A 24,879-nucleotide genomic window follows, 5' to 3' on the forward strand; every position below is an offset into this window, starting at 1 on the left:
CATTAATGACGTTTGGTCATATCATCAGTTTCAAACGTCACATCACGCTGAAACTCGGGATAAGACAGTTCTGCATGTTCGGTATAGTCCAAGCCACGTTGTTCATGTTGTTTACTCACCCGCAAACCACCAAGAACGAGGTCTAAGACTTTAAAGACGATCAACGCCACACCAAAACCCCACGCAAAAGCTGTCAAAATACCCAAGCCTTGTACCGCAATGATCCCCGCATTAAACATTTGGTTTTCAAAAAACAACCCTGCAGCCAATGTACCCCACGCCCCACAAAAACCATGTACAGTCACCGCATCGACCACATCATCCAAGCGGAGTTTTTCCATCACCAGCGGTAAAATACTGACTAACACACCTGCAACCGTACCACTGATGATGGCATACACTGGACTCATGGTTGCACAGCCCGCCGTAATTGCAACCAGTCCACCCAAAGAGGCATTAATGGTGCCGCGCATTAAAATTGCTTTACCACGTATTAGGGTATAAACCATATAGGCAACTGCCGAAGCACACGCCGCCAAATGCGTATTCAAGGCAATCCGCCCAATACTCACATCCGCCTTCACAGTAGAGGCCGCATTAAAACCAAACCATGCCAACCATAGAACAAAACCGCCTAGCGCCACCAACGGTAAATTATGTCCTGCCAAATAATGGACTTGTCCATTGCGTCCAAACCGTCCTAAACGAGGCCCCAGCACAAGAATTCCGGCTAAGGCCACCCATCCACCAATCGAATGCACCACCGTTGAACCAGCAAAGTCAATGAAACCCATGGCTTTTAGCCAACCTTCTCCATCAAATAAGCTCCCCCAAGCCCATGCACCAAAAATCGGGTAGATCAAACCACTGACCACCGCAGCACTCACAATATACGCCACAAAGTGAATCCGCTCAGCCATCGCCCCACTGGCAATCGTCGTGGCGGTGGCCGCAAACATCATTTGAAAGAACAAGAGGTTCCAGTGCCAGTCATCCATGGCATTGGGTGCAAAATGCGAAGTTCCTATCCAACCACTCGTATTGACACCAAACATCAAACCAAAGCCAATCAACCAAAACACCAAGCCCCCTAAACACGCATCCATATAGTTTTTCATGAGTACATTAATGGTGTTTTTAGAGCGCACCGAACCACTTTCAATCAGGGCAAAACCTGCTTGCATGAAAAATACCAAGATGCCACCCAGCACCACCCAGACACTGTCAAGCGAGAGGCGAATTTCTTGAATATTTTGAGTCTGTGTTGGCAGGGACTCTGCGGCAAAACTGGGTAAGGCAATACAGCACACAAAGAAGAGTAAGTATTTTATTTTTTTCATGAATAATCCCCCAAAGATTATTCATCTCAACTGCAAAATCAATGCCAGTGTTCCAACACCTTACAGATATTTAATCATGATCCATGCCCACCAATATAAATGGACAATTCAAACAAGGTGAAAAAACGATACACCATACAAGAAGTCAAAATGAATTTATAAGCTAATTGCTAAAATATGGCTTTTAGTTTTTATAGTACTCATCCACAGCATAATAGTGGACCTTCTCTATCCATCGACCACGATTTAGCGTTCGCTCTGTCACTTTAACCTTTCCATCTTGAACTGTTGCATCTTCAATAAATTCTTTAACTAGATTCAAGCCCTGTTTAGGAATCACGACATATTCCGAACGGATGTGATAACAACACCCACTTTTATTGAAGGTTAAGATTCTTTTCTGTTTTGGATCGACCTCAAACATGCCCAAATTTTCATGGGTTAAAGCAGATAACTCCTCACTCAGAACAAATTTATTTTTGGTTCGATGAAAGACATAAACATTGTAGGTTGGCCCGCCATAGGCACCATAGTTACCATTACGGATGGCGACATCCTCACTCCCATCAAAGTTAAAGTCAGCAAAAATTAATGCACTTTGCTCACCATAAAGCTGCACCACATTGACAGACGGTTTGTAAGTTTCGTCCAAATCCATCGTCAATTCAGGCGAGGAAAAATGCTGAAAGTGCTGTGTTGTCCCTTTTAGGTAAAGATCAATATTGGCTTGTCCATCACAGCTACTGTCCGTGCAGTTCGTCGTCATTTTTACATCATAGCGTTTCGATGCATTTTTTATTTCGAAGACCTGAGCCTGAGTAGCTTGACTCAAAACGCACACACCAAATATCAGCAGCACCTGAAACCAGATCTGATTTATGTTCATATTGTTTTCTTATTGAAAAGTTAAACATCATCTTAGCAAAAGCTGCAAACATAAAAAAACCACCCGAAGGTGGTCTTTATACACTCTAGGAGGAGGATTAGTGTCCACCACCATTGATTGCTTTGGTCATATCTTCAACCACTTTCTTCGCATCACCGAAGATCATCATGGTTTTTTCGTTATAGAACAAATCGTTGTCTAGACCTGCATAACCTGTCGCCATAGAACGTTTGATGACCATAATGGTACGTGCTTTATGTGCTTCAAGAATTGGCATGCCATAGATTGGAGATGTCGGATCGTCTTTCGCCGCAGGGTTCACCACGTCGTTCGCACCAATCACAAGTACCACATCTGTTGCAGGGAAGTCTGAGTTAATCTCATCCATCTCTAAGATGTCTTCATACGCCACGTCTGCTTCAGCCAAAAGTACGTTCATGTGACCCGGCATACGACCAGCTACTGGGTGAATGGCGAAGCGCACTTTTACACCTTGTTCTTTCAAGATTTCACACAGTTCTTTCACCGCATTTTGTGCACGACCTTGCGCCATACCATAACCCGGTACGATCACAACACTGTCTGCATTTGACATCAAGAAACCTGCGTCATCTGCTGAACCAGAACGATGGTTACGCTGTGCTTGTTCGCCTTTTTCCGCAGAAGCTACCGCTGTACCGCCCATTGCACCACCAAACAAAACGTTGATGATTGAACGGTTCATGGCTTTACACATGATGTAAGACAGAATCGCACCTGAAGAACCCACCAGTGACCCCGCAACGATCAACATATTGTTTTCAAGTGTGAAACCAATACCTGCTGCTGCCCAACCAGAGAAAGAGTTCAATAGCGATACCACCACTGGCATATCACCGCCGCCGACTGGTGCAATCCACACCCAACCGAATGCAAGTGCAAGTACAGTCATGGCCCAGAATGCATTCATGTTGCCTGTCGTGAAGAAGTACACACCACATGCCAACATTGCAAGGAAAATCAGCGCTTGTACAGGTTTAACCCATGCACCAGAAATGGTTTTTGCCCATTTTTTCGCAGCCAATTTACCATAAGCGAATACAGACGCTGTAAAGGTAATCGCACCGACGAAACAGCCCACGAACAATTCAAATAAATGAACCTTGCTCATGTGTGCATGTTGCACACCCGCAGCAGTTAATGCAGCTTCATTTTGTGCAAATAATGCAGTCAGTTGGTTGTTATGTAGAATTGCCGCAATCGCAATCAATACCGCAGCCAAACCCACCAACGAGTGCATTAAAGCAACAGTTTCAGGCATTTGCGTCATAGGTACAGTACGCGCACGGGCAATACCCACTATCGCACCCAGCACCATCGCACCGCCAATCATCCAAATCACAGGATGATCTGCCACAAAGAAGGTGGTCACTACAGCAATCGCCATTGCGATCATGCCGTAACGGTTACCTTGAATTGCCGTTTTCGGGCCAGACAAACCACGTAAAGTTAAGATAAAGAGGACAGCACCAATCAGGTAGAACCAATCCGCATAGTCTCGAATAAATTCCATATATTAGCCCTCTTTTTTCTTTTGCTTTGGCTTGAACATTTCAAGCATACGCGCTGTTACTGCGAAGCCACCGAAAATATTGATACTTGCTAAGAACACCGCAATCGCACCTAAGATGCTCACGACATTCACACTTTGGAATGCAACATTCGCATCAACACCAATTGCAGGAATTCCTACGGTTTGAATCATTGCACCCACCACGATGATCGATGACAACGCATTGGTTACTGCCATAAGCGGTGTATGTAGTGCAGGCGTAACGCCCCACACGACGTAGTAGCCTACAAAGATGGCAAGGACGAAAATTGTAATTGTTTCAACCATGATCTATCTCCTTAACCACGCTTCAGCAGTACTTGACCGCCATGAGTTACTAGAAGGGCTTTTTGAATTTCTTCTTCAGGATTGATAGCAAAGTTTTTCTCTGCATCAAATAGAGTATCTAAGAAGTTCAAGACATTTCGTGCATACAAAGCAGAAGCTTCAGTTGAAACTGTAGACGGAATGTTTGGAATCCCTAAAATGGTCACACCGTTGTCAGTCACAACATTCTCACCATTTTTAGAACCTTCAACGTTACCGCCTGTTTCAACCGCCATATCAAGGATGATTGAACCTGGTTTCATTTTGGCAACCGTTTCAGCTTTAATTAAGCGAGGTGCATCACGACCTGGTAAAAGTGCCGTTGTGATCACGATGTCTGCATTTGAAACAGCTTTATCCACAATAATGGCTTGATCGCGGATATAGTCTTCTCCCGGCATCCAACCATAACCATTTTTCGCAGCATCGGCTGCTTTTTGCTGTTCTTCCGCTGACATAGGTACGTCTAACCATTTGCCACCGAGTGATTCAACTTGGTCACGTGCAGTTGGACGCAAATCTGTTGCTTCTACGACCGCACCCAAACGTTTAGCCGTTGCAATCGCTTGTAGACCTGCAACACCGACACCCATGATCACGACACGTGCAGGTTTTACAGTACCCGCAGCCGTCATCAACATTGGGAACATGCGCTGGTACTCAGCCGCAGCAAGAAGCACTGACTTGTAACCTGACAAGTTAGCTTGTGAAGATAATACGTCCATGTTCTGCGCACGAGATAAAGTTCGTGGCAGTAGCTCCAAAGCAAATGCAGACACTTGTTGTGATGCAAATTGATCAAGCTCCGTATTACGGTACGGGTCAAACATGGCAATAACCGATGTATTTGGCGCAAGCTTTTGAATTTCAGCACCCTGAGGGGCACGTACTTTCAAAATCATTTGGCTACCGGTATAGGCATCATCTGTCAGCGTAGCACCGACTTGCTCATAGGCACTGTCGATATAAGCAGCTTTCACACCTGCTCTACGTTCAATCACTACACTATGACCAGCACTGATCAACTTTTTTACCGTTTCTGGCGTTGCGGCTACACGATTTTCACCGACGACAGTTTCGGCTGGAATTCCGATCTGCATGAGCGTCCCTCAAGCTAGTTTTTCTTAAAGTAAACATCACCGATTAGGCAATGTTTTCTCACAGGATGTTCTTATGAATTTTTGGATTCTAATGAAACTTTTTTAAAATACCACCCACTATTTATTTAATAAATACCCATATACTGAACTGGTGATTCATAAAAATATTGGGTGATATCTCGTTTATTTACTTTGAATCCGCTTAAAAATTGATTTATTTCTATTCAAATTCTGAGCTACAGATCTTTTTACACTAAAATCTGCACTTTTTTTGCACAAAACCAAGTCCTTTAATTCCGCAGTATTGATCTTTTTGACCAATCCAAGAATATGAACCACCACGTTCACATTAACCCGAACCTGTCATTCATCGAGCTTTGCCATCTGCCGTCGCGCAAACTTTGCAGGCATTGACTTGAATGACAGTTTTGCCCCATTTGCAAAAGCTTAGAATTGGCCTGTTCCTATGTTTCATCGATCAAAAATGCCAATGCTCAAAATTTAGTCCAACTGAAACGTGTATTTGAAGTGGATCATCTAAAAATACGAGGAAGGATTAATCACGTTTAAATAGATCTAAAACGCGGAACGACCAACAAAAATGTTTTTTTCATATTTTATGGGATGATAATGGCGTGCATTGACGCACTAGCCTTAAGCAAAAATGCACCATAATTGAGCAAAAACACTTTAAATAGATGAATATTTCAACAATCAGCCCCAAATGCTTGGTGTGCTTTATGAGTGAAAATGATCGAATGCAACAATTTCACACAAAATAGACGGGTGCGTTCAGAATTTTTTAAAGATTTTTATCATTTTTTGACAGGAAATTCGAAATATCATTATTTTTTGATTGTATTAGACGAAAATACTCTCCTGAGAACAGGTCATGCTATTTTCTATGTCTTCATCTTCGACTCATTTTTTATGCAGTCTTTTCTCGCCTGTTTTAGGCTTTTGACCCAGCTTCGTATACAATTTCTGAAACGATGCATCTATTTAGCTCAAACATGATGTAAACGTCTTTCTGAAAAAAATACTCCCTCATCAAAGGCTCATTATGAATACTTCTTTCGACATCAGTCGAGACAAATCTCTGCTCTGGCTGATGGCAATTGTCTGTGGCTTATGTGCAGGGGCAAACTATTATTGCCAGCCTTTGATTTCCTCTATTCAGCAAAGCTTTCAAGCGCCAGAAGAACAAGTGGCTTTGACCGTGACCTTTGCGCAAGTCTCCTATGCTTTGGGTTTACTGTTCATTGTGCCCTTAGGCGACATGCTGAACAAAGCCAAACTGATTCCATTCCTGATGTTTGGCGCATCTGCTGGACTGTTTATCTGTGCGACATCTACCAACTTATCGATGCTCTGGCTGGGTACCATTATTACGGGACTCTTTTCTGTCGCAGCACAAGTGCTGATTCCTCTGGCCACGATGGCAGTCAAACCTGAAAAAACGGGAGAAGTGGTCGGTTTCCTCATGAGTGGCTTACTGGTCGGGATTTTACTGTCGACCAGTGTGGCTGGATTACTCTCAGACTTATGGCACTGGAAAATGATTTATGTGCTGAGTGGCATCGCCATGTTTGCTTTGGCCCTTCTGATGAAAGGAAAACTCCCCCAACTACCAAAACTTAAAATCACCTATTTCGACATTTTTAAGTCCATGGGGAGTCTGCTGCAACAAGAGCCTCGTTTAGTGTTTCGCTCAATCACGGGTGGATTTGCTTTTGCAGCTATGAGTATGCTGTTTTCAACCATTGCCCTACTTTTAACCTCTGAGCCATTTCAACTTTCGGATGTTTTAGTCGGCGTAGTGACTTTGGTCGGCGTATTTGGCGCACTCTCCACCCAGTGGATTGGTAAATGGGCCGATCGCGGTTATACCTTGCTTTTGACTTGGGTCGGCTGTGGGACGTTAGCCCTCAGTTGGGTGTTCCTATATTTAGGCGGGAGTTCACTCATCAGCTACATCATCGGTTATGCACTGATTAATTTAGGACTTGCAACCACACACAGTTGTAACCAAAACGTGATTTTCCGTTTACGCCCCGATGCGAAGTCGCGGGTGAACTCCATCTATATGACCTTATATTTTATTGGTGGCGCGTGTGGCTCGGCACTGGGTGTCTATGCATGGCATCACGGTGGCTGGACTAGTACATGTTTGGTCGGTATTACACTGGTGATGATGGCGGGTGTCTTTGCTCTGCTGGATACCTTATATAGCAAAAAACATGGTATTGCTTAACCCTCAAAAAAGACAGTTTACTCAGTAAACTGTCTTTTTGTTTGGGCACTTCATTTTGAGTGCTAACTGACCTGAGCCACTGGGTAAAAAGGTTTACCCAAGTCGAGACTATCGGCATTCTCCAAAGCAATGTACAAAAATGCGGGCAGCAAAGCCGATAAAATTTGACAGCCATCTTGTAGCTGCTTGCGGTTCAATGAACTCTTATAGGTTGAACCGCCATGCATCAGCTGATTTCTCAAGGTATATAAACGGTTAAACAGTACCAGTAAAATATCGACCGAATGCTTCTGCTGTAGCGCTTTCGCCACTTTCTTCTTTTCTTGTTCAAGCTGAGCCTTACAGACATCTAACCCAATTTTCTTATTTTGATAGTCCCAATACCCTTGATAGGTATATTGGTTGTCTAAGACCAACCGTACGCGCAATTTGGTTCAGGTATTGCACCAACATACTCTTGTTCTAAAGGTGCCATTGATCAACTTACCTTCTCACATGCACTGAGCATGGCCCAAGCCAAAATTCGCGTAAATGCTGTTGCTCCGGGTTGGATCGATACGCCGCTTATCCAACCATTGAAAGATATGCCTGATGTATTTAATGGCATTATGCAACGTTCTCCAATGCAGCGTTTAGGTAAGCCTGAAGAAATTGCTAACGTGGTAATCTTCCTCGCGTCTGATGCAGCAAGCTTTGTAAATGGTGCGATAGTGAAAGTTGATGGTGCCTATTCAATTAACTAATACTTTATTGCCAAGGCTGATAAGGGCTTAAATCATAAGCCCTTTGCTTTTATAACGCTTAGCGGCTTTGTTGCATAAAGATTTAAAAGTTAAATTTACCCTGTTCTACTCAAATTCAAGTGACAACTTGGGTAAAGGTCGACCTAACTCCGTAAATTTATTTAATATTGCCACACGTGCATGCATTTCATTGACTTGGCTTTGAAAGTTTCTCGCACTGAGTTTATCCCCCAATAATTTGATGCAATGCATCTTGGTTTCGACCAGACTTCTGCGATGATAGCCTGACCATTTTTTCCATAGTGTCCTGCCTGAGAAGCACTGCTTCGCAAGATTAACTGTTCGAAGTAATTCATTTCGCTCTCGCGAATGAGCTTTGTTATCTTTCCAAGGCTTTGCATTTTTTCTGGGTGGAATCACTGCATACGCTTGCCGATCTGCAATGACCTGACGGCATTGTTTTGTGTCATAAGCCCCGTCTGTATAGACTGAATCAATCTGCTCATCCAATGGGATTTGATCAAGTAAATCTCCAAGGACTTGCGAATCACTGACATTATTTGTTGTCAGCTGTACAGCTCTTATTTGCAAGGTTGTAGCATCTATACCAATATGCAATTTACGCCATTGCAGACGATATTCAGGCTGATGTTTCTTGCGTTTCCATTCACCTTCGCCTAAAAACTTAAGGCCAGTTGAGTCTATCAATAGATGTAATCCTTCATGACTTTTTTTGATAGCTGATCGTAATATCAATCTGCTTTTTTCGTCTGCAAAGTGTGGAATAATCTGGTGCTGTCCAACTTAACCCACTGAGTTGAATTAGGCTTTGCACAAAGCCTGTGACCATACGCAAAGAAAGTCGAAAGATAGATTTGATCATCAAACAGCACTGAATTGCTGTATCAGAATAAGTTTGATTTCTTCCATGCTTAGCCTGTGGCTGAGCATACCATTTAGTCTGAGGATCGAACCAAGTTGAAATATTTCCTCGCTTGATTAGAGCTTGGTTATAAGAGGACCAATTCGTTGTGCGATAAATTTTAGATGCAGGCTTCTTCATTTGGAAATTATATTACAGAAGAAGCCTTTAAGAATAACTTTGTGCAACAAAGCCATTCCAGATCAGAAGTTCCCTTTACTTGCTCTAGTGTCCAGCAAAATGTACTGACTTTATTTTTATGGTAGTATTGCGCGCGATCGGCCAATATTGAATTAAGCCTAAAGTAGCAGCGTACTCTCCCATATTCGCATCGAATTTGATTCAGATATTGATCAATAGCAACTCGTTAAAGTCAGTTCAAGCTCTTTCTCCAACGAACTATCTGATTTCCTGTATGTTGATTGCACTTTTCAAATTCAATTTTTAGCTCCCACAAACCACTTATGTAGTTTCAGAACAGTTAGGACAGCTCTTAACTCGTCCACATGGGTTTACGTAATCTTTGACAGATTGCATAGCACAGATTAAAGGTATGATTTTTCATGACGATGAACAAAAATATTGAAAACACTCAATCTCCGAGAATCAGTGTTGCCCCGATGATGGATTGGACCACCAAGGACTATCGTTTTTTTGCACGTTTATTTAACCCGAATGTGATTCTCTATACCGAAATGGTGACCACAGGTGCCATTTTATTTGGCGATGCCAAACGTCATCTCGACTTTAACCATCAAGAACATCCACTTATCTTGCAACTGGGTGGCTCGAATCCGAAAGACCTTGCTACCTGTAGCAAAATGGCGCAGGACTGGGGCTATGATGAAATTAATTTAAATGTCGGCTGCCCGAGTGACCGCGTACAGAACAATAAAATTGGCGCATGTTTAATGGCAGAGCCAGACTTGGTCGCAGAATGTATTGCAGCAATGCGTCAAGCAGTCGACATTCCAGTGACGGTGAAACACCGTATTGGCATTGATAATATGCATTCTTATGAAGAAATGCTGCATTTTGTCGATACCGTGGCGAAAACTGGCTGTAATAATTTCATTGTGCATGCCCGTATTGCTTTACTTCAGGGCTTATCACCTAAAGAGAACCGTGAAGTTCCACCGCTACGTTATGAAGATGTGTATCGTCTCAAACAAGAACGCCCAGAATTGCTGATTGAAATTAACGGTGGGATTAAAACCTATGCCGAAACAACGCAGCATTTACAACATGTTGATGGTGTGATGATTGGGCGTGAAGCCTACCACAACCCCTATCTACTAGCAGAACTTGGACAACTTTGGCAACTTGATGCACCAGACCGTTTTGAAATTATGGAGCAAATGCTGCCTTATATTTCACAGCGGATGGCAGAAGGTGCACCATTGTCGATTTTAACCCGCCATATTCTCGGTTTATTCCAGAATTTGCCAGGTGCACGCAAATGGCGTCAGGCACTCAGTGGTGGCAATGCCAAAACCTTTGCCGATGTTGAAAATGCCATTCGAAATATTCAAGACGCTCTGAAACGTACCGAAGATTATTTACTTGAACATCAAGTTCAGCCTTAAATAGTTAGAATAAAAAAAGCTCAATTTGAAATTGGGCTTTTTTTATTTTCTAAGGTTAGCTTTTTAGACTTACATCACGGAACCAACGGTGGTCGACAAAGCTTTATTTTCAAACTCACATGAAGCAGGATCTGGTACATCACCTTTACGCTGTGCAGTCTGATATTCCTTCTGCGCTTTTGCTAAATCTTTTAAAAACTGTTTTTGCGTATGTAACTGCGCCACAGTCATAGCTGCCATGTTTTTACCTTCGATAATGTCACTTTGCCAATGCACATTACACACCAAGCGACTTTCGGCAAAAGCCCGTCCACGTAGAAAAATATGATTGGCACGCTGCGGTGCAATTTCACTCATGATCAGTGCCCAGCCCCAACCAATGGCTGAATGCCCTGATGGATAAGAACCGTCGGTTGCTAATTTTTCTTTATTTTCTTCATACGTGATGCCAAATTTTTCACGGTCAGCAGCCGAGATTTCACAAATTCCTTGACCATTACTGATAAAAGGTCGAGCACGTTGATATTTATTTTTTGCAGTATACGTCGATAAGCCTAAATCGACCAAAGAAGTCTCTAACATCTTATAAATAGTCGGAGTCTTTTCTTTGCTAATGTCTACGTTGGCAGCACAAGAAAATGCTTTGGCTGCGCTAGGAAGATATAAATTACTGTCGTAACCTGCTTGCACCCATCGGTCTGAACCATAAAGCATGAGGGCATTTTTATTCACAAACTCATCATTGGCTTTGGTCACAGAGCCTTCAGCAGGCGGTGGCGGTAAAATCAGTGCGCTATCGACGGTCGACTCGGTTAAATAACTCTTATTGTTCTCTCAACTCTTTTTCATAGGCATTCGGCTCTGCGTGCGTCACTGCTGTTGCCAACGCTAAAAGTATGATCCCAGTAGGTTTTATCATTGTCGTCTCTACCTCTTTCATCTGTTATGCAATTGTTCTTTATCATTTTCAAAGTTTAGATTCGAAATCGAATCAAAGTGCAATCAACATAACATAATTTAAGATGTAAGGTAGAGCGACGTTCTAAAAACTGAGGCCGTTTTTAGATAAACCATCACGCAATGCGGCAAAGTTTCTACGAAGACTTTGCCTCAATCATTTCAAGTTTTTTCAGTACTTCCGCAACTGCAATCATGGCAAAACTTGAAGTAACTACCACTGCCGAACCATAACCACCACAACGCAAGCCTGCACTTGGGCAAACATCGGCACTGGAGAATGGATTATCAATTGAATACACACAGGTAATCCCGAATTTTTCTTTCGGCTTTTTACAAATCCCTTTTGAACGTAGCTGTGCACGTAACTTGGCTAGCATTGGGTCTTGTTCAGTTTTCGATAAATCTGCAACACGGATTTTCAGCGGGTCCAATTTACCGCCTGCACCACCCGAAACAATCAATGGAATCTTATTAAAACGACAGTGCAACATCAGTGCTAATTTAGCTTTGACGTCATCAATACAATCTAAAATTAAGTCTGGTCGATGTTCTAAAATTTCTTTGACATTTTCTGGGGTTAAATAGTCATCGATCAAATTGATTTTGATCCGTGGATTGATGGATCGACAACGTTCGGCCATCACTTCAATTTTTTCATGACCCAAGGTTGAGCTCATGGCTGGCAATTGACGGTTAACATTCGAAGCCGCAATTGAGTCCATATCAACCAGTGTTAATTCTCCAACGCCTGTACGCGCTAAAGCCTCTACTGCCCACGAACCTACACCACCAATTCCGATCACCATGACATGACTTTTTTCATAATATGAAAAGGCCTCGTCTCCATAAATTTTGGCTACACCAGCAAAACGGCGGTCATATTCATCATGTTGCAGATCAGTCATGCGTACATCTATATCGGTAAAATCGTGTTCATTTTACCTGAATACGACCTTGGATTGAATGTATCACTACAAACAATAAAACCCTGCTACTGACAGGGCTTTATTTCATTGAGATTAGGCTGCAATTAAATTACGCAGTACATAATGCAAAATGCCGCCAGCTTTAAAGTATTCCACCTCATTCAAGGTATCAATACGGCACAGCACTGTAAATTGGTCTTGGTTGCCATCTTCTCGAAGCACCTGAATTTCCAAGGTTTGATGCGGCTGGATATCATCCGATAATCCATGAATCGAAAGTACTTCACGACCTGTCAAATTTAAGGATTGGCGCGTTTGTCCATCGACAAATTGCAATGGCAATACACCCATACCAACCAAATTGGAACGATGAATTCGTTCAAAACTTTCGGCAATCACCGCTTTAACTCCCAATAAGTTCGTACCTTTGGCAGCCCAGTCGCGCGATGAACCTGTACCATACTCTTTCCCAGCAATAATGATTAATGGCGTATGCTGCTGCTGATAAAGCATAGAAGCATCATAAATTGGCAAGGTTTCTCCTGTTGGAATATAGATCGTGTTTCCACCTTCTTCACCGCCCAACATTTCATTCTTAATGCGAATATTGGCAAAAGTGCCTCGCATCATCACTTCATGGTTGCCACGTCGAGATCCATAAGAGTTGAAGTCTTTGGGTTCAACCCCTTGTTGTTGCAAATAGCGTCCTGCGGGGCTGTCTTTCTTGATATTACCCGCTGGAGAAATATGATCGGTGGTGACCGAGTCTCCAAGCACAGCCAAAATACGTGCCTGTTCAATATTGGTAATCGGTTTCGGTGGCTGACCAATCTCTTCAAAAAATGGCGGATGGCGAATATAGGTTGAATTCTCTTGCCAAGCATAGGTCTGACTTTGAGGAATCTGAATCGCCTGCCATGCTGCATCACCATCAAATACCGCGGCATATTCTTTATGGAACATCGCGGTATTCACGCTCTGTAGCGCATGATCAATTTCAGCCTGACTCGGCCAAATATCTTTCAAGTAAACCGCTTGCCCATCTTTGCCTAGACCAATCGGTTGTGTAGTCAAATCTGTACGGATATTGCCCGTCAAACCATAAGCCACCACCAAAGGCGGCGAAGCCAACCAGTTGGTTTTCACCAGAGGATGCACACGCCCTTCAAAATTACGGTTGCCTGAAAGTACTGAAGCGACATTCAGATCATGGCACTGTATGGCTTCTTCAATCGGTTCAGGCAGTGGTCCAGAGTTACCGATACACGTAGTACAGCCATAACCGACCAGGTTATAACCCAATTCATCCAAATACCGTGTTAAACCTGCCGCAGCCAAATAATCAGTCACCACTTTAGAGCCGGGCGCAAGCGAACTTTTCACCCACGGTTTACGCTGTAGACCTTTTTCAATAGCTTTTTTGGCAAGAAGTCCTGCAGCCAACATTACACTTGGGTTTGAGGTATTGGTACATGAGGTAATGGCTGAAATCACCACATCACCATGATTCAATGGATAGGACTTTCCATCAATAGTGCAAGATGGCTCCTCATGCGGTAGATTGGCTTTTTTAGCTTCAACAGCTGTGCCACCACCTTCATTTTCTAAACGCTCTTTGGCTTCTTTGGCTGGCTTGAGATTTAGTTCCATCAAGTCATGAAAAGTTTTAGGTACATCTGACAACAAAACACGATCTTGCGGACGTTTAGGGCCTGCCAAACTGGCCTGCACTGTACTCATGTCCAAGCTCAAAGTATCGGTAAAAATGGGTTCATCACCTGCATTTCGCCACAGGCCTTGCGCTTTACTATACGCTTCAACCAAATCATTCCGTTGTTGCTCACGACCAGTCAACGCTAAATAGGCCAAGGTCACATCATCAATCGGGAAGAAACCACAGGTCGCACCATATTCAGGCGCCATATTGGCAATAGTTGCGCGGTCAGCCAAAGGCAAGTCGGCCAAACCATCGCCATAGAATTCAACAAATTTACCAACCACGCCTTTTTGGCGTAGCATTTGTGTGATGGTTAAAACTAAATCTGTTGCAGTAATGCCTTCATTGAGTTTTCCTGTGAGTTTGAAACCGATCACTTCAGGAATCAACATAGATACAGGCTGCCCGAGCATCGCCGCTTCAGCTTCAATCCCGCCAACACCCCAACCGAGCACGCCTAAGCCATTGATCATGGTGGTATGCGAATCTGTTCCCACCAAGGTATCAGGGAACGCAAAAGTTTGTCCCTCATCCTCCCCCAGCCATACCGCTTGAGCCAGATACTCTAAATTGACTTGGTGGCAAATTCCTGTACCCGGCGGGACAACGCTAAAGTTATTAAAAGCTGATTGTCCCCAGCGTAGGAATTGATAACGCTCACCATTGCGTTGCATTTCAATTTCGACATTTTCAGCAAAGGCATCTTTATCCGCAAAATGATCGACCATTACGGAATGGTCGATCACCAAATCGACAGGGGACAAGGGATTAATCAAATTCGGATCACCACCCGCTTGTGCCATTGCGGCACGCATGGCAGCCAAGTCAACCACGGCGGGAACCCCAGTGAAATCCTGCATCAGTACACGTGCAGGCCGATATTGAATTTCTTGATCAGAGTTTCTGGTTTTTTGCCAATCGACTAGGGCTTGAATATGCTCTACTTTTACACTTTTTTGATCTTCAAAACGGAGTAAATTTTCGAGTAAGACCTTTAAAGACTTGGGTAAATGATCAATATTACCCAATGTTTGGGCGGCTTGAGGGAGCTTAAAAATTTGATAGGATTTTTCACCCACCGTGAGTGTTTGTAATGCATTGAAACTATTGATTTTGCTATATCTGGCCATTCGGTTGCCCTCCCAGTATTGGCGAATTTATTTATTATGATGTTCTTTCTTTAATGTAAGCCTGTTTAGAAAAGAATGTGTTCCCTTTTGGTTATCTTATTTTTATCGAGATTATTGTCTTATTCTTCTAAAATTTTAAATGCAACGCGGCCAATGAGTTCTGCCAGAGTTGAGTTGCTAGCGCCCACTCAGACTGATCCAATGTCTGCGCAAGACTCTCCAAAACATAAGGTAAATTCACCGGTGTATTGCGGGTGCGATGCTCGGTCGATGTTTGACAACACAACGGCGTCATATCTGGACAGTCCGTTTCGATCACCAAATGTTCACTACCAAGAGCTTGCACCACTTGATGCAATTTTTTGGCATTTGGATTGGTGATTTGCCCTGTGACTCCAATTTTAAAACCGAGTTTGACCAAGGCCTTGGCTTCTTCCACACCACCACTAAAGGCATGAGCGATACCACCGAATTTAAATTTCTGGGCTTTTAAAATGGCAATGCTTTCTGCATGCGCTTTACGAATATGTAATAACACTGGCTTTTGATATTGCTTAGCAAGTTCCAGTTGTGCAGAAAAATAAGATTGCTGCTTGGCGAAAAGTGCAGGCTGTTTATGCTCTTTTAAAAAGGTGTCTAAACCAATTTCACCAACAGCTACGCAGTCCTGCTGCTGCAAAACCTGCTCTAAACGTTGTAAGTGTTCAGTCTGATGCTGTTCGATATAAAACGGATGTAAGCCTGGGGCAAGGTAAGAGCATGGAACATTCTCCCAGCTTTTTAATTGCTGATGTGTCTGAATCAGCGTATCAAATCGTGATTCAAGAAAACCAATGAGGACCAGTGCCTCCACCCCAACATGTTTTGCTTGCTCAGCCAAATGCTGCCGATCAGGATCAAAATCGGCAACATCAAAATGAGTATGGGTGTCGAACAGAGGCAAGCTCATGCTTGATTAACTCTTGGCTTCTGAAGCAGCCTGCGCGCTCTGTTTGGATTTTGGTAAATACTCAGGCTTTAAAATTTTCTGGAGTTGATCATAGCCAAGAGTTAAGCGCGGTAAACCCACCACATAAGGGCCAATTTCATACTCGCCATATTGCAAAATCAGACCTTCAGTGCCCAAGTAATAATTGTTACTCAAGCTAAACTTCCACGCTTGCTCATATTCATCGACATTGGTCGCTAACTTAGAGTCGACGACCCAAGTACGAAAGGCTTCATGCGCTACTCTATTTAACGCCGCCTTCTGATTCGGCAACAATAGATCATCCAAACTCACCAGCTTTTGCTGCTTCAAGTCAAAATTATAATAATGCTGTGATGATGAACCATGTGCACCGCCTAAGTAGCTACTGGTGTTCAACACCACCGTGGCCAAAGGATCTTTGGCATTTAAAATTTTCGGTTTAATCATCAAACTAATTTGATGGTTCGAACTTAAGGCTTTCAACTCTTGGTCTAAACCCAGAAAAGTAGCCAGATAAGGTTGAACTTGTTTCTCTAGTTTCAGTTTAGGGGTGAGGACTTGGCCCACTACCGCAGGTTCAGAACTTGCCGCCACAGCACTTGATGCCTCGGTAGCAGAACTGCTATGCATCGGCGAAATATCAATAATCTGCGATAAATCTTTCACAATTTGTTGATCAATAAAATCATCAATAAACGCTTGATTACTTTGCAAACGATCAATGTTTAATTCTGGGCAAGCATTGCCATCACATTCAGGTAATTCGAATTGTAATTTTTCGGTGTCACCGACCAGCTTTAAGGCTGTTTCTATCTCTGAAGCCGCTGTGGTTTGCGTTGCAGGAGTTTGAGGCTCTTTATCTTTTGGTTGGCAGGCTGTCAAACTGATGGCAGCTGCAAGTACGCTGATTGTAAATATTGTTTTGCTTTTTAACATAAATAACCTATTACCTTGTGAAGCCGGCTCTTGCTTTAGCCAATGCACTAAAACAACTGGGTATAAACATCGGCTTTTAATACCTGTTGAGTTTGTGCTTTCGTCAAATAAATATCAAGCTGAGTCCCATCTTTTACAATCTCATGAGTCCGATAATGTAAACCGATGCCCTCTTGGTCAAAAAACCAATCTGCTTGCCCCCAGTACAACTTCGCTGGTGCAGATTTTCTCACGTCAGGTTCTTGTTTCTTCAACCAGTCTTGATACGCTTTTTGCACCAACACATTCATCGCCAGTTGCTGTTTCGGGTGAATTAAATCTAATAATGCCACCGCTTTTTGGTTTTTACGATCCGCAACAAAGAAATAATAACGTTCCTTAACATTTACATTCTCTTGATTGGTATCAACCCCAATTTGCATCAATACAAACTGATTGCGCTGATACGGTATACGCGTATACATCGCCAAGCTATAAGCCTTGTTACCCTTGAATTCGGCTTGCCATGTATCCGACTTTTTCACATAGGCATTAATAGCTTGCTGTAAGTTCATGTCTTGTTTTAAGCCAATTTGATCTTGAATCACTCTAGCCTGACTTTTGGCAATCCATTGGTTTAACCACGGATCTGCCGTTGTTAAACTTTGCAGATCTAATTCAATACAATTCTTGGTTTCACAAAATGGCTGTGCAATATCAGCCGCTTGTTGCTGAATATTTAAATACGGTAACACTTCAGCCTGCTCTGTTTTAAATACCGAGCTTTTGGCATCTGCGTCTGTTTCAGATTGTTTAGAGGAGTCACATGCCGTCAATAAGACAGTCAAACTCACCAATATTGTATAAATAGCCTGTTTCTGCAACATGCGTCTTCCATGAAATTCATGATTAAAATAAAGTATCTTGCATAATAAAACAGCTTCACGAAGAAGCTGTTTTATTTTTTAACATCCCGATTAGTGTTCGCGGGTATTGCGGAACACGATGTCTGGATAGCGCTCTTGCATCAGTTGTAAGTTCACACGACTCGGTGCCAAGTAGGTCAAGTGACCGCCACCATCTACCGATAATTGATCATGTGCTTTTTTCTTAAATTCATTGAATTTTTTGTCATCATCACATGACACCCAACGCACTGTATTAATACTCACAGGCTCGTAGACGCAGTCAACTTTGTATTCTTCTTTCAAACGGTATGCCACCACTTCAAACTGAAGCACACCTACCGCACCGACAATCAAGTCATTGCTATTTTGCGGCATGAAGACCTGTGTTGCACCTTCTTCTGAAAGTTCTTTTAAGCCTTTTTGTAACTGCTTCGATTTCAATGGATCTTTCAAACGTACACGGCGGAACATTTCAGGGGCGAAGTGCGGGATGCCCGTAAATTGCAATTTTTCACCTGAGGTAAAAGTATCACCAATTTGAATCGTACCGTGGTTATGTAAACCAATAATGTCACCCGGCCATGCTTCTTCTAGATGCTGACGATCACCAGCTAAAAAAGTCAAAGCATCACTAATACGCACATCTTTATCTAGACGCACATGCTTCATTTTCAAACCTTTTTCATATTTGCCTGAACAAATACGCATAAAGGCAATACGGTCACGGTGTTTCGGGTCCATATTGGCTTGAATTTTAAAGACAAAGCCAGTAAAACCCTCTTCAGTTGCTTCAACCAAACGATTTTCTGTTGGGTGTGCTTTAGGTTCAGGCGCATAGTTGCTAAATGCATCTAACACATGGTCTACACCAAAGTTACCTAATGCTGTACCAAACAATACAGGCGTTTGACGACCCGCAAGGAACTCTGTGCGGTCTAAAGGCTCATTGGCCATTTGCACCAACTCTAGAGACTCTTCAAATGCCGCCCAAGCCAGCTCACCGACTTTTTCACGTAAGTCTGGATAGTCATAACCATCACGGACTTCGATTTCGGTAATGGTTGAACAAAAACCTGCTTTATACACATAAAACTTTTCTTCGATCAGGTTAAACACCCCAGCGAAGTCACGACCTGTACCAAGCGGCCAAGTGATCGGCACACATTTGATTTTGAGAACGTTTTCAATTTCATCCAACAGCTCTAAAGGCTCACGGATTTCACGGTCCATTTTGTTCACAAATGAAATGATCGGTGTGTCACGCATACGACACACTTCCATCAGTTTCACAGTACGATCTTCGACACCTTTTGCACCGTCAATTACCATCAAAGCTGAATCGACCGCCGTTAAGGTACGATACGTATCTTCAGAGAAGTCTTCGTGTCCCGGCGTATCGAGTAGGTTGATCATCTTGTCTTTAAATGGAAACTGCATGACAGAGGTAGTGATCGAAATACCACGTTCTTTTTCCATTTCCATCCAATCCGAAGTGGCTGCACGGTCCGATTTACGGCTTTTCACCATACCTGCAATCTGAATGGCCTGCCCCCACAACAGCAATTTTTCTGTCATGGTGGTCTTACCAGCATCGGGGTGGGAAATAATCGCAAAGGTGCGACGCTGCGCAACTTGCGCGGCTAATTCATTTTTAAACATAAATTAAATCTGCAATTGATCATAGCCCTCATGATCGATACGACCACAAAGTCCTATAAAAGAAATTCTAAATTGGGCTAATTGTATCCGAATACCGCTTGAGCTTCTATTGTCTTTTATCAAGCGAAGCGAGAAAGCACCTCACGCCAAAGCGTTTCAATGAGTGGCTTAATTGAAATAAGTTGACGCTGTGTACTCAAACTCTTCTAAGCGCTTAACATCCATAGGCATGCCCAACAAATAACCTTGTAATTGCTGACAGCCTAACCGTGACAAGATTTCCATTTGCAAAGGACTTTCTACACCTTCTGCCGTCACGACTAAACCCAAGCGAATCGCCAGATGAACAATACTTTCTAAGATCATTTCATCTTTTGAACCAACGGTCAGCTCATGAATAAAGCCACGATCAATCTTCAACTCATCCACAGGAAGATTTTTTAAATATAAAAAACTGGAATGTCCTGTCCCAAAGTCATCAATCGCCAAACGAATTCCCATTTCACGTAACCGCTGTAAGGTACGAATGCTGCCTTCGATATGGTGCATGGCCGTACTTTCAGTGATTTCAATAATTAAATGGTTTGGGTTGACCTTGTATTTATCAAAAAGATGCTCAAGATTATTAAATAAATGCTTATGCTCAAACTGCACCGCCGATAAATTCACAGCAATTGGATACAGTTCAATTTTCTCTCGTTCCCAAATTTGTAGTTGCTTACACGCTTGCTCCAGAGCCCAATACCCCATTTGGATGATCAACCCCGTTTTTTCCGCACCTTTAATAAACATATTGGGGGTCAGCAAACCTAAAGTCGGATGCTTCCAGCGAATCAATGCCTCGACTCCACAAATCCGTTGATCTTGGATGGTAAATTTAGGCTGGTAATACAAAACAAACTGTTGTTCTTCTACGGCTTTGTATAAGTCATTGATTAGCTTAGTTTGGCTTTTCGCTTCTTGTTGGTCAAAACTGTAGTTAAAAATAGAATAGGTATTTCTTCCTTGATATTTTGAGGTCAGCATCGCTGCATCAGCATTAATCAATAAATCTTGCAAATTACTGCCATGCTCAGGATACATCGCAATACCAATACTCGCAGATACATTGATTTCTTTACCCGCAATCAAAAAGCTATCTTGAATCAACTCCAGCACGTGTTCCGCCATTTGGCACGCTTGCTCTGGAGTAGCCTGCTCCAGCACCATCAGAAACTCGTCCCCACCAATTCTGAGAATTTTTTCATTTTTACTTAAGTGGCGATGAATCCGTGTGGTCAGTTGAACCAATAATTGATCCCCAACATGATGCCCAAAGACATCATTTACGGCTTTAAAGCGGTCTAAATCGATATATAAAAAGGCAATGCTTTCATTGCGGAAGCGTTGATCTGTAAACAAAAAATGGGCGTATTCCGCCAAATACAATCGATTGGGCAGCTTGGTTAAATTATCCTGTACCGCCTGATTTGCCAACTCTTTATTGGCCAGAGAAAGTTGAATATTGCGCTCTTCTAAACGTTGTTCCAGCACCGCAACAACAAATGCTGCCACCAAAATCAAACAGGTAATAAAGATAACAACAAATAAAACGATGCTTTGACCTGCTTCAAGGGTCATCACCAGTTTATCACTATGGGTTGGATAGAACGAGACTGCAAGCATACCGGTATAATGCATACTTACGATGGTCAAGGCCATCATCCCTGCAACATACCATTGGTACAACAGTTTCTTACTGACCGCACTTTTATATTTAAAAATCAGCCAAAAGGTTAAACCCGACCCACTAATCGCAATCAAGATAGAGAAAACTGTCAGCAAGGGATCATAAGCACTCTGATAGCCCTCAATAATCAGTCCCATCATACCGGTATAATGCATGCCCGAAATACCAAGCCCCATCAATACCGACCCCAAAACCAATCTTAAGAAAGGTAAGGTCTGACGCGTGGTCAACCAAATTGAAAAAACAGATGCAATAAAGGCAATAAAAAAAGAAAGAATCGTCAGCGCAGGGTCAAAATAACTATGCGTCGGCAAATCACAAGCCAACATGCCCACAAAATGCATGGCCCAAATGGCACAGCCTAAGAAAAAACTACTGAGTAAAATTAACCCTGTTTGAAATTTTTTACGCCAAGCACGAAATAATAAGCGTTCGGTCGACACTGCAAAAAAACACGCCAACAATGCCACAACAATTGAACCTAATACCAAACTAAAATCGTAATGCACATGCATCATATAAAGTGTCCGTATTAATTGCTCTTTTTCTTCATTTATATATCCTTTTTATCAAAGGCGAAAAGCATTGCTACCCGATTAAGAATCTTATACAAACAGGTTCAGGTCAAGAAAAAAACATAGAAATCTTATTAGAATTTATAGATTTATTTTACCTTGAAGATCGGTTTGGTAACCCGCCAAACCCGCATTTGTGTTTCAAATCACAATTTAAATAAAAAGCCAGTCGAAACTGGCTTTTTAATATACCTACTCAAGAATTGAACTACTTTGCAGAGCCTTTTTGCAACTTGGCATAATCTAACAAGACATTTGCAGATTCAGTCACAAATGCTTCCTCTTCAGGCAATGCAGGACGCTGATTCGCTTTCATTTTAGCGCGTGCTTCAACCAAAGCTTCCATAGAAGCTTGATAGCTTTCCCAGTTTGCATAAGGCTTTTGTCCTGCAATCTGACGGCGCTTGTTTTCCGAATCTAAAGTCTGTTTTTCCAGTGCTAACAATTCAGCTTTACGTTGATCAATATCTAAAACTACACGTTTTTGATCTTCGGTCTTTTTCGAGATGTCTTTACGCTGTTCAAGATAGTTAAACTGCGGGTCGACTTTAACGCGTGCTTGTGACAACTCACCTAAACGTTTCACATACGGTGCAATGCTACCTTCACGTTTAAACGGCGCGGTTGGAATGGTGTCCCACTCAAGCGCATTTTTCGCTTTACGCTCACCAAACTCTTCATTGTAAATATCTACCAGCTTCACGTCTGGAATCACGCCTTTGTTTTGCGTACTGCCACCCGTTACACGGTAAAACTTACGTTGCGTTAGTGTCGCTTGACCATGCGCCAAGTTATCGAGCTGAACTTGTGCGGTTCCTTTACCTGTGGTGGTGCTACCAATCACAATGCCACGCTCATAGTCTTGAATCGCAGCAGAATAAATTTCGCTTGCAGATGCAGATGCTAAATTCACCATCACTGCCAATGGACCTGCATAGGTTTGCGCACCATTGTCATCGTCTTCGAAAACGCTCACATTGCCGTTACCATCTCGAATTTGCACCACAGGACCTGACTTAATCACCTGTCCAAGCATACGAGCCACTTCTTCAAGTGATCCCCCTGGGTTATTACGTAAGTCGATAATAATCCCTGACACATTTTTGGCCGCTAAAGTTTTCAGCGCATTGTTGGTATCTTCAGATACAGAACGATATTCTGTGCCCGCACGGCGTGCACGATAGTTTAAATAGAAAGACGGTATTTCAATCACACCAAAAGTGTACTGCTGACCATCACGCGCCACATTTACGGTACGTGAACGTACCCCAGCATCTTCTTCTTGAATGACGTCACGGCTAATGGTCACATTACGTGCTTGGCTCATCGGTGCACCCGAGCCGAGTAACCGTATGGTGACTTTGGTACCACGTTTACCACGGATTAAGCCCACAATTTCATTGCTCGGCCAACCGATGACATCCACCATTTTTTCGCCATCTTGTGCCACACCAATGATGCGGTCACCCGACTTCACCTGTCCTGACTTGCTCGCTGGACCACCTTCCACAATGGTTTCGATTTTGGTGTAGTCTTCATTGCCCCGTTCAGGTCGAATCGACACCCCAATCCCTTCAAGCTGCAAAGTTGTCTGACGATTCAATTCCATTGCATCGACAGGTGGGAAATAGTTACTGTGCGGATCATAGGTAAGCGTCATCGCATTGAGTGTTTTGTCTAACACATCATCACTTTTCACCCGTGAAATACGTTCTAACTGGCGCATATAACGCTTGGTTAAGGTTTGTACTGGGGTTAAATCTTCCGAGCTAGTGAGATCTTGTCCATTGGCCAATTCTGGGTTGGCTTTAAGCGCTTTTTGCTTCGCCAACTCTTCTTCTTTGCTAATGGTCAAATTAATCAGCTGCGAAACCAACATTTTGTTCCAATGCTGACGCTGCGCCGCTTCATTGGCAAAATACGGTGCCTTTTCACGATCCGTTTCGATATAAACATTGGCTTGTTTTAAGTTCTGCGGCTTTTTCAGCTCATCCAGCATATAGGTATAAAACTGGGTCAAACGATCTCGATACTGTGCATGAATCGCATACGGTCCACTTAAGTCCCCTGCTTTTAAAGCCGCACCTAAGTTTGAGCCATATTTACGCTTATAACTCTCTACTTCAGAGGCAAGAAACAACGAATGATCTGGATCTAAACTGTCCAGATAGAAATCGAGAATACGTGCCGATGTTTTCGCATCTAAACGTTGATTGAGATAATGTTGACGGTCAACCAAGGTCGCCAGTTGACGAGACACCAAAGCCTGCTCCTGCGACGGAACAATAGCTTGTTTGGTTACAGCGGTAGTTTCAGTCGCTGCAATGGCTTCATTAATGGCATGGGTGAAAAAGAATCCACCCGTTGCAATTGCAACCGCACAAGCAATGGTTTGAAGTTTCATAAATAATTCTTAGTTCCTTGGTTTTTGACCAAAATTACAATGTCATTTTTCGACATGAATTGAGAATATTCAAAATCTTAAACAACTTAATCTGTTTATGTCGTGTAGTTTTATCATAATCTGTGCTGACAAAATGTAGCAAATCATTGCAAAATTCGGGTATTGTTTTCGACGACCTGTTTCGCTCTCCTTTCAGAGCCAAAACAGTCACTGACCAAAAAATCAAATACGGACACC

The 24,879-nt window shown here is 42.8% G+C and carries 18 protein-coding genes and 1 pseudogene; 3 read left to right on the forward strand and 16 right to left on the reverse strand.

Annotation, left to right across the window (positions count from 1 at the left end; all coding sequences use genetic code 11):
• Nucleotides 1-2: 2 nt before the first annotated feature.
• The 5 genes from WH214_RS00360 to WH214_RS00380 all read right to left on the reverse strand — a co-directional run bounded on the left by WH214_RS00360 (nucleotide 3) and on the right by WH214_RS00380 (nucleotide 5,244).
• Nucleotides 3-1,340, reverse strand: a complete 1,338-nt coding sequence (locus WH214_RS00360) for an ammonium transporter (protein ID WP_339421702.1) — start codon at nucleotides 1,338-1,340, stop codon at nucleotides 3-5.
• A 184-nt stretch (nucleotides 1,341-1,524) separates the two neighbouring features.
• On the reverse strand, nucleotides 1,525-2,226 hold the full coding sequence (locus WH214_RS00365) for an FG-GAP repeat protein (RefSeq protein WP_339421703.1): 702 nt from the start codon (nucleotides 2,224-2,226) through the stop codon (nucleotides 1,525-1,527).
• Between the two features lie 97 nt (nucleotides 2,227-2,323).
• Nucleotides 2,324-3,778, reverse strand: coding sequence for an NAD(P)(+) transhydrogenase (Re/Si-specific) subunit beta (locus tag WH214_RS00370; protein ID WP_339421704.1), 1,455 nt, complete (start codon nucleotides 3,776-3,778; stop codon nucleotides 2,324-2,326).
• A 3-nt stretch (nucleotides 3,779-3,781) separates the two neighbouring features.
• Complete coding sequence (locus WH214_RS00375; protein ID WP_004692331.1) at nucleotides 3,782-4,105, reverse strand: proton-translocating transhydrogenase family protein; 324 nt, start codon at nucleotides 4,103-4,105, stop codon at nucleotides 3,782-3,784.
• A gap of 11 nt (nucleotides 4,106-4,116) precedes the next feature.
• The gene (locus WH214_RS00380) at nucleotides 4,117-5,244 is read right to left on the reverse strand and encodes an NAD(P) transhydrogenase subunit alpha (RefSeq protein WP_279698441.1); all 1,128 of its coding nucleotides are present in this window, start codon (nucleotides 5,242-5,244) and stop codon (nucleotides 4,117-4,119) included.
• A gap of 1,063 nt (nucleotides 5,245-6,307) precedes the next feature.
• Between WH214_RS00380 and WH214_RS00385 the strand changes: the two genes are divergently transcribed.
• Nucleotides 6,308-7,498: an MFS transporter gene (locus tag WH214_RS00385; protein ID WP_178928892.1), complete on the forward strand. Its 1,191-nt coding sequence runs from the start codon at nucleotides 6,308-6,310 to the stop codon at nucleotides 7,496-7,498.
• 62 nt (nucleotides 7,499-7,560) lie between these two features.
• Here WH214_RS00385 and WH214_RS00390 read toward each other — a convergent pair whose 3' ends face one another.
• The gene (locus tag WH214_RS00390; protein WP_339421706.1) at nucleotides 7,561-7,926 is read right to left on the reverse strand and encodes a hypothetical protein; all 366 of its coding nucleotides are present in this window, start codon (nucleotides 7,924-7,926) and stop codon (nucleotides 7,561-7,563) included.
• A 12-nt stretch (nucleotides 7,927-7,938) separates the two neighbouring features.
• On the opposite strand from WH214_RS00390, the gene WH214_RS00395 reads away from it, so the two are divergent.
• Nucleotides 7,939-8,241 (forward strand): SDR family NAD(P)-dependent oxidoreductase, encoded by a 303-nt coding sequence (locus WH214_RS00395; protein ID WP_339422949.1) that lies wholly within the window; start codon nucleotides 7,939-7,941, stop codon nucleotides 8,239-8,241.
• A gap of 105 nt (nucleotides 8,242-8,346) precedes the next feature.
• Here WH214_RS00395 and WH214_RS00400 read toward each other — a convergent pair.
• Nucleotides 8,347-9,304, reverse strand: a pseudogene (locus WH214_RS00400) (IS5 family transposase).
• 422 nt (nucleotides 9,305-9,726) lie between these two features.
• Here WH214_RS00400 and dusA point away from each other — a divergent pair.
• Nucleotides 9,727-10,749 carry a tRNA dihydrouridine(20/20a) synthase DusA gene (dusA, locus tag WH214_RS00405; RefSeq protein WP_445206338.1) on the forward strand — a complete coding sequence of 341 codons (1,023 nt, stop codon included), beginning with the start codon at nucleotides 9,727-9,729 and terminating at the stop codon, nucleotides 10,747-10,749.
• Nucleotides 10,750-10,818: 69 nt separating this feature from the next.
• Here dusA and WH214_RS00410 read toward each other — a convergent pair whose 3' ends face one another.
• From WH214_RS00410 to WH214_RS00450, 9 genes are all read right to left on the reverse strand, one after another.
• A complete protein-coding gene (locus tag WH214_RS00410; protein WP_339421707.1) occupies nucleotides 10,819-11,505 on the reverse strand; it encodes an acid phosphatase in 687 nt (228 codons plus the stop codon).
• Nucleotides 11,506-11,843: 338 nt separating this feature from the next.
• The gene (locus WH214_RS00415; RefSeq protein WP_339421708.1) at nucleotides 11,844-12,614 is read right to left on the reverse strand and encodes a tRNA threonylcarbamoyladenosine dehydratase; all 771 of its coding nucleotides are present in this window, start codon (nucleotides 12,612-12,614) and stop codon (nucleotides 11,844-11,846) included.
• Nucleotides 12,615-12,728: 114 nt separating this feature from the next.
• Nucleotides 12,729-15,482 carry an aconitate hydratase AcnA gene (gene acnA / locus WH214_RS00420; protein WP_339421709.1) on the reverse strand — a complete coding sequence of 918 codons (2,754 nt, stop codon included), beginning with the start codon at nucleotides 15,480-15,482 and terminating at the stop codon, nucleotides 12,729-12,731.
• A 127-nt stretch (nucleotides 15,483-15,609) separates the two neighbouring features.
• Nucleotides 15,610-16,425, reverse strand: a complete 816-nt coding sequence (locus tag WH214_RS00425; protein WP_339422951.1) for a TatD family hydrolase — start codon at nucleotides 16,423-16,425, stop codon at nucleotides 15,610-15,612.
• A 12-nt stretch (nucleotides 16,426-16,437) separates the two neighbouring features.
• Entirely contained in the window at nucleotides 16,438-17,388 is a 951-nt protein-coding gene (locus WH214_RS00430; RefSeq protein ID WP_339421710.1) for an RsiV family protein, read from the reverse strand.
• 47 nt (nucleotides 17,389-17,435) lie between these two features.
• Nucleotides 17,436-18,254, reverse strand: coding sequence for a hypothetical protein (locus WH214_RS00435; protein WP_087011481.1), 819 nt, complete (start codon nucleotides 18,252-18,254; stop codon nucleotides 17,436-17,438).
• A 90-nt stretch (nucleotides 18,255-18,344) separates the two neighbouring features.
• A complete protein-coding gene (locus WH214_RS00440; RefSeq protein WP_339992712.1) occupies nucleotides 18,345-19,934 on the reverse strand; it encodes a peptide chain release factor 3 in 1,590 nt (529 codons plus the stop codon).
• A 168-nt stretch (nucleotides 19,935-20,102) separates the two neighbouring features.
• Nucleotides 20,103-22,181: a bifunctional diguanylate cyclase/phosphodiesterase gene (locus WH214_RS00445; protein ID WP_339421711.1), complete on the reverse strand. Its 2,079-nt coding sequence runs from the start codon at nucleotides 22,179-22,181 to the stop codon at nucleotides 20,103-20,105.
• Nucleotides 22,182-22,446: 265 nt separating this feature from the next.
• Entirely contained in the window at nucleotides 22,447-24,642 is a 2,196-nt protein-coding gene (locus tag WH214_RS00450) for a carboxy terminal-processing peptidase (RefSeq protein ID WP_339421712.1), read from the reverse strand.
• Between the last annotated feature and the right edge of the window lie 237 nt (nucleotides 24,643-24,879).

Source organism: Acinetobacter sp. MYb191, assembly GCF_037572605.1.
GTDB classification, from domain to species: domain Bacteria; phylum Pseudomonadota; class Gammaproteobacteria; order Pseudomonadales; family Moraxellaceae; genus Acinetobacter; species Acinetobacter johnsonii.

What these genes read in the sequence shown, in the direction of transcription:
- WH214_RS00415 (WP_339421708.1), bottom strand. Translation starts at nt 12,614, where the DNA reads ATGACTGATCTGCAACATGATGAATATGACCGCCGTTTTGCTGGTGTA.
- dusA (WP_445206338.1), top strand. Translation starts at nt 9,727, where the DNA reads ATGACGATGAACAAAAATATTGAAAACACTCAATCTCCGAGAATCAGT.
- WH214_RS00450 (WP_339421712.1), bottom strand. Translation starts at nt 24,642, where the DNA reads ATGAAACTTCAAACCATTGCTTGTGCGGTTGCAATTGCAACGGGTGGA.
- WH214_RS00360 (WP_339421702.1), bottom strand. Translation starts at nt 1,340, where the DNA reads ATGAAAAAAATAAAATACTTACTCTTCTTTGTGTGCTGTATTGCCTTA.
- WH214_RS00375 (WP_004692331.1), bottom strand. Translation starts at nt 4,105, where the DNA reads ATGGTTGAAACAATTACAATTTTCGTCCTTGCCATCTTTGTAGGCTAC.
- WH214_RS00380 (WP_279698441.1), bottom strand. Translation starts at nt 5,244, where the DNA reads ATGCAGATCGGAATTCCAGCCGAAACTGTCGTCGGTGAAAATCGTGTA.
- WH214_RS00445 (WP_339421711.1), bottom strand. Translation starts at nt 22,181, where the DNA reads ATGATGCATGTGCATTACGATTTTAGTTTGGTATTAGGTTCAATTGTT.
- WH214_RS00370 (WP_339421704.1), bottom strand. Translation starts at nt 3,778, where the DNA reads ATGGAATTTATTCGAGACTATGCGGATTGGTTCTACCTGATTGGTGCT.
- WH214_RS00440 (WP_339992712.1), bottom strand. Translation starts at nt 19,934, where the DNA reads ATGTTTAAAAATGAATTAGCCGCGCAAGTTGCGCAGCGTCGCACCTTT.
- WH214_RS00430 (WP_339421710.1), bottom strand. Translation starts at nt 17,388, where the DNA reads ATGTTAAAAAGCAAAACAATATTTACAATCAGCGTACTTGCAGCTGCC.
- acnA (WP_339421709.1), bottom strand. Translation starts at nt 15,482, where the DNA reads ATGGCCAGATATAGCAAAATCAATAGTTTCAATGCATTACAAACACTC.
- WH214_RS00385 (WP_178928892.1), top strand. Translation starts at nt 6,308, where the DNA reads ATGAATACTTCTTTCGACATCAGTCGAGACAAATCTCTGCTCTGGCTG.
- WH214_RS00365 (WP_339421703.1), bottom strand. Translation starts at nt 2,226, where the DNA reads ATGAACATAAATCAGATCTGGTTTCAGGTGCTGCTGATATTTGGTGTG.
- WH214_RS00435 (WP_087011481.1), bottom strand. Translation starts at nt 18,254, where the DNA reads ATGTTGCAGAAACAGGCTATTTATACAATATTGGTGAGTTTGACTGTC.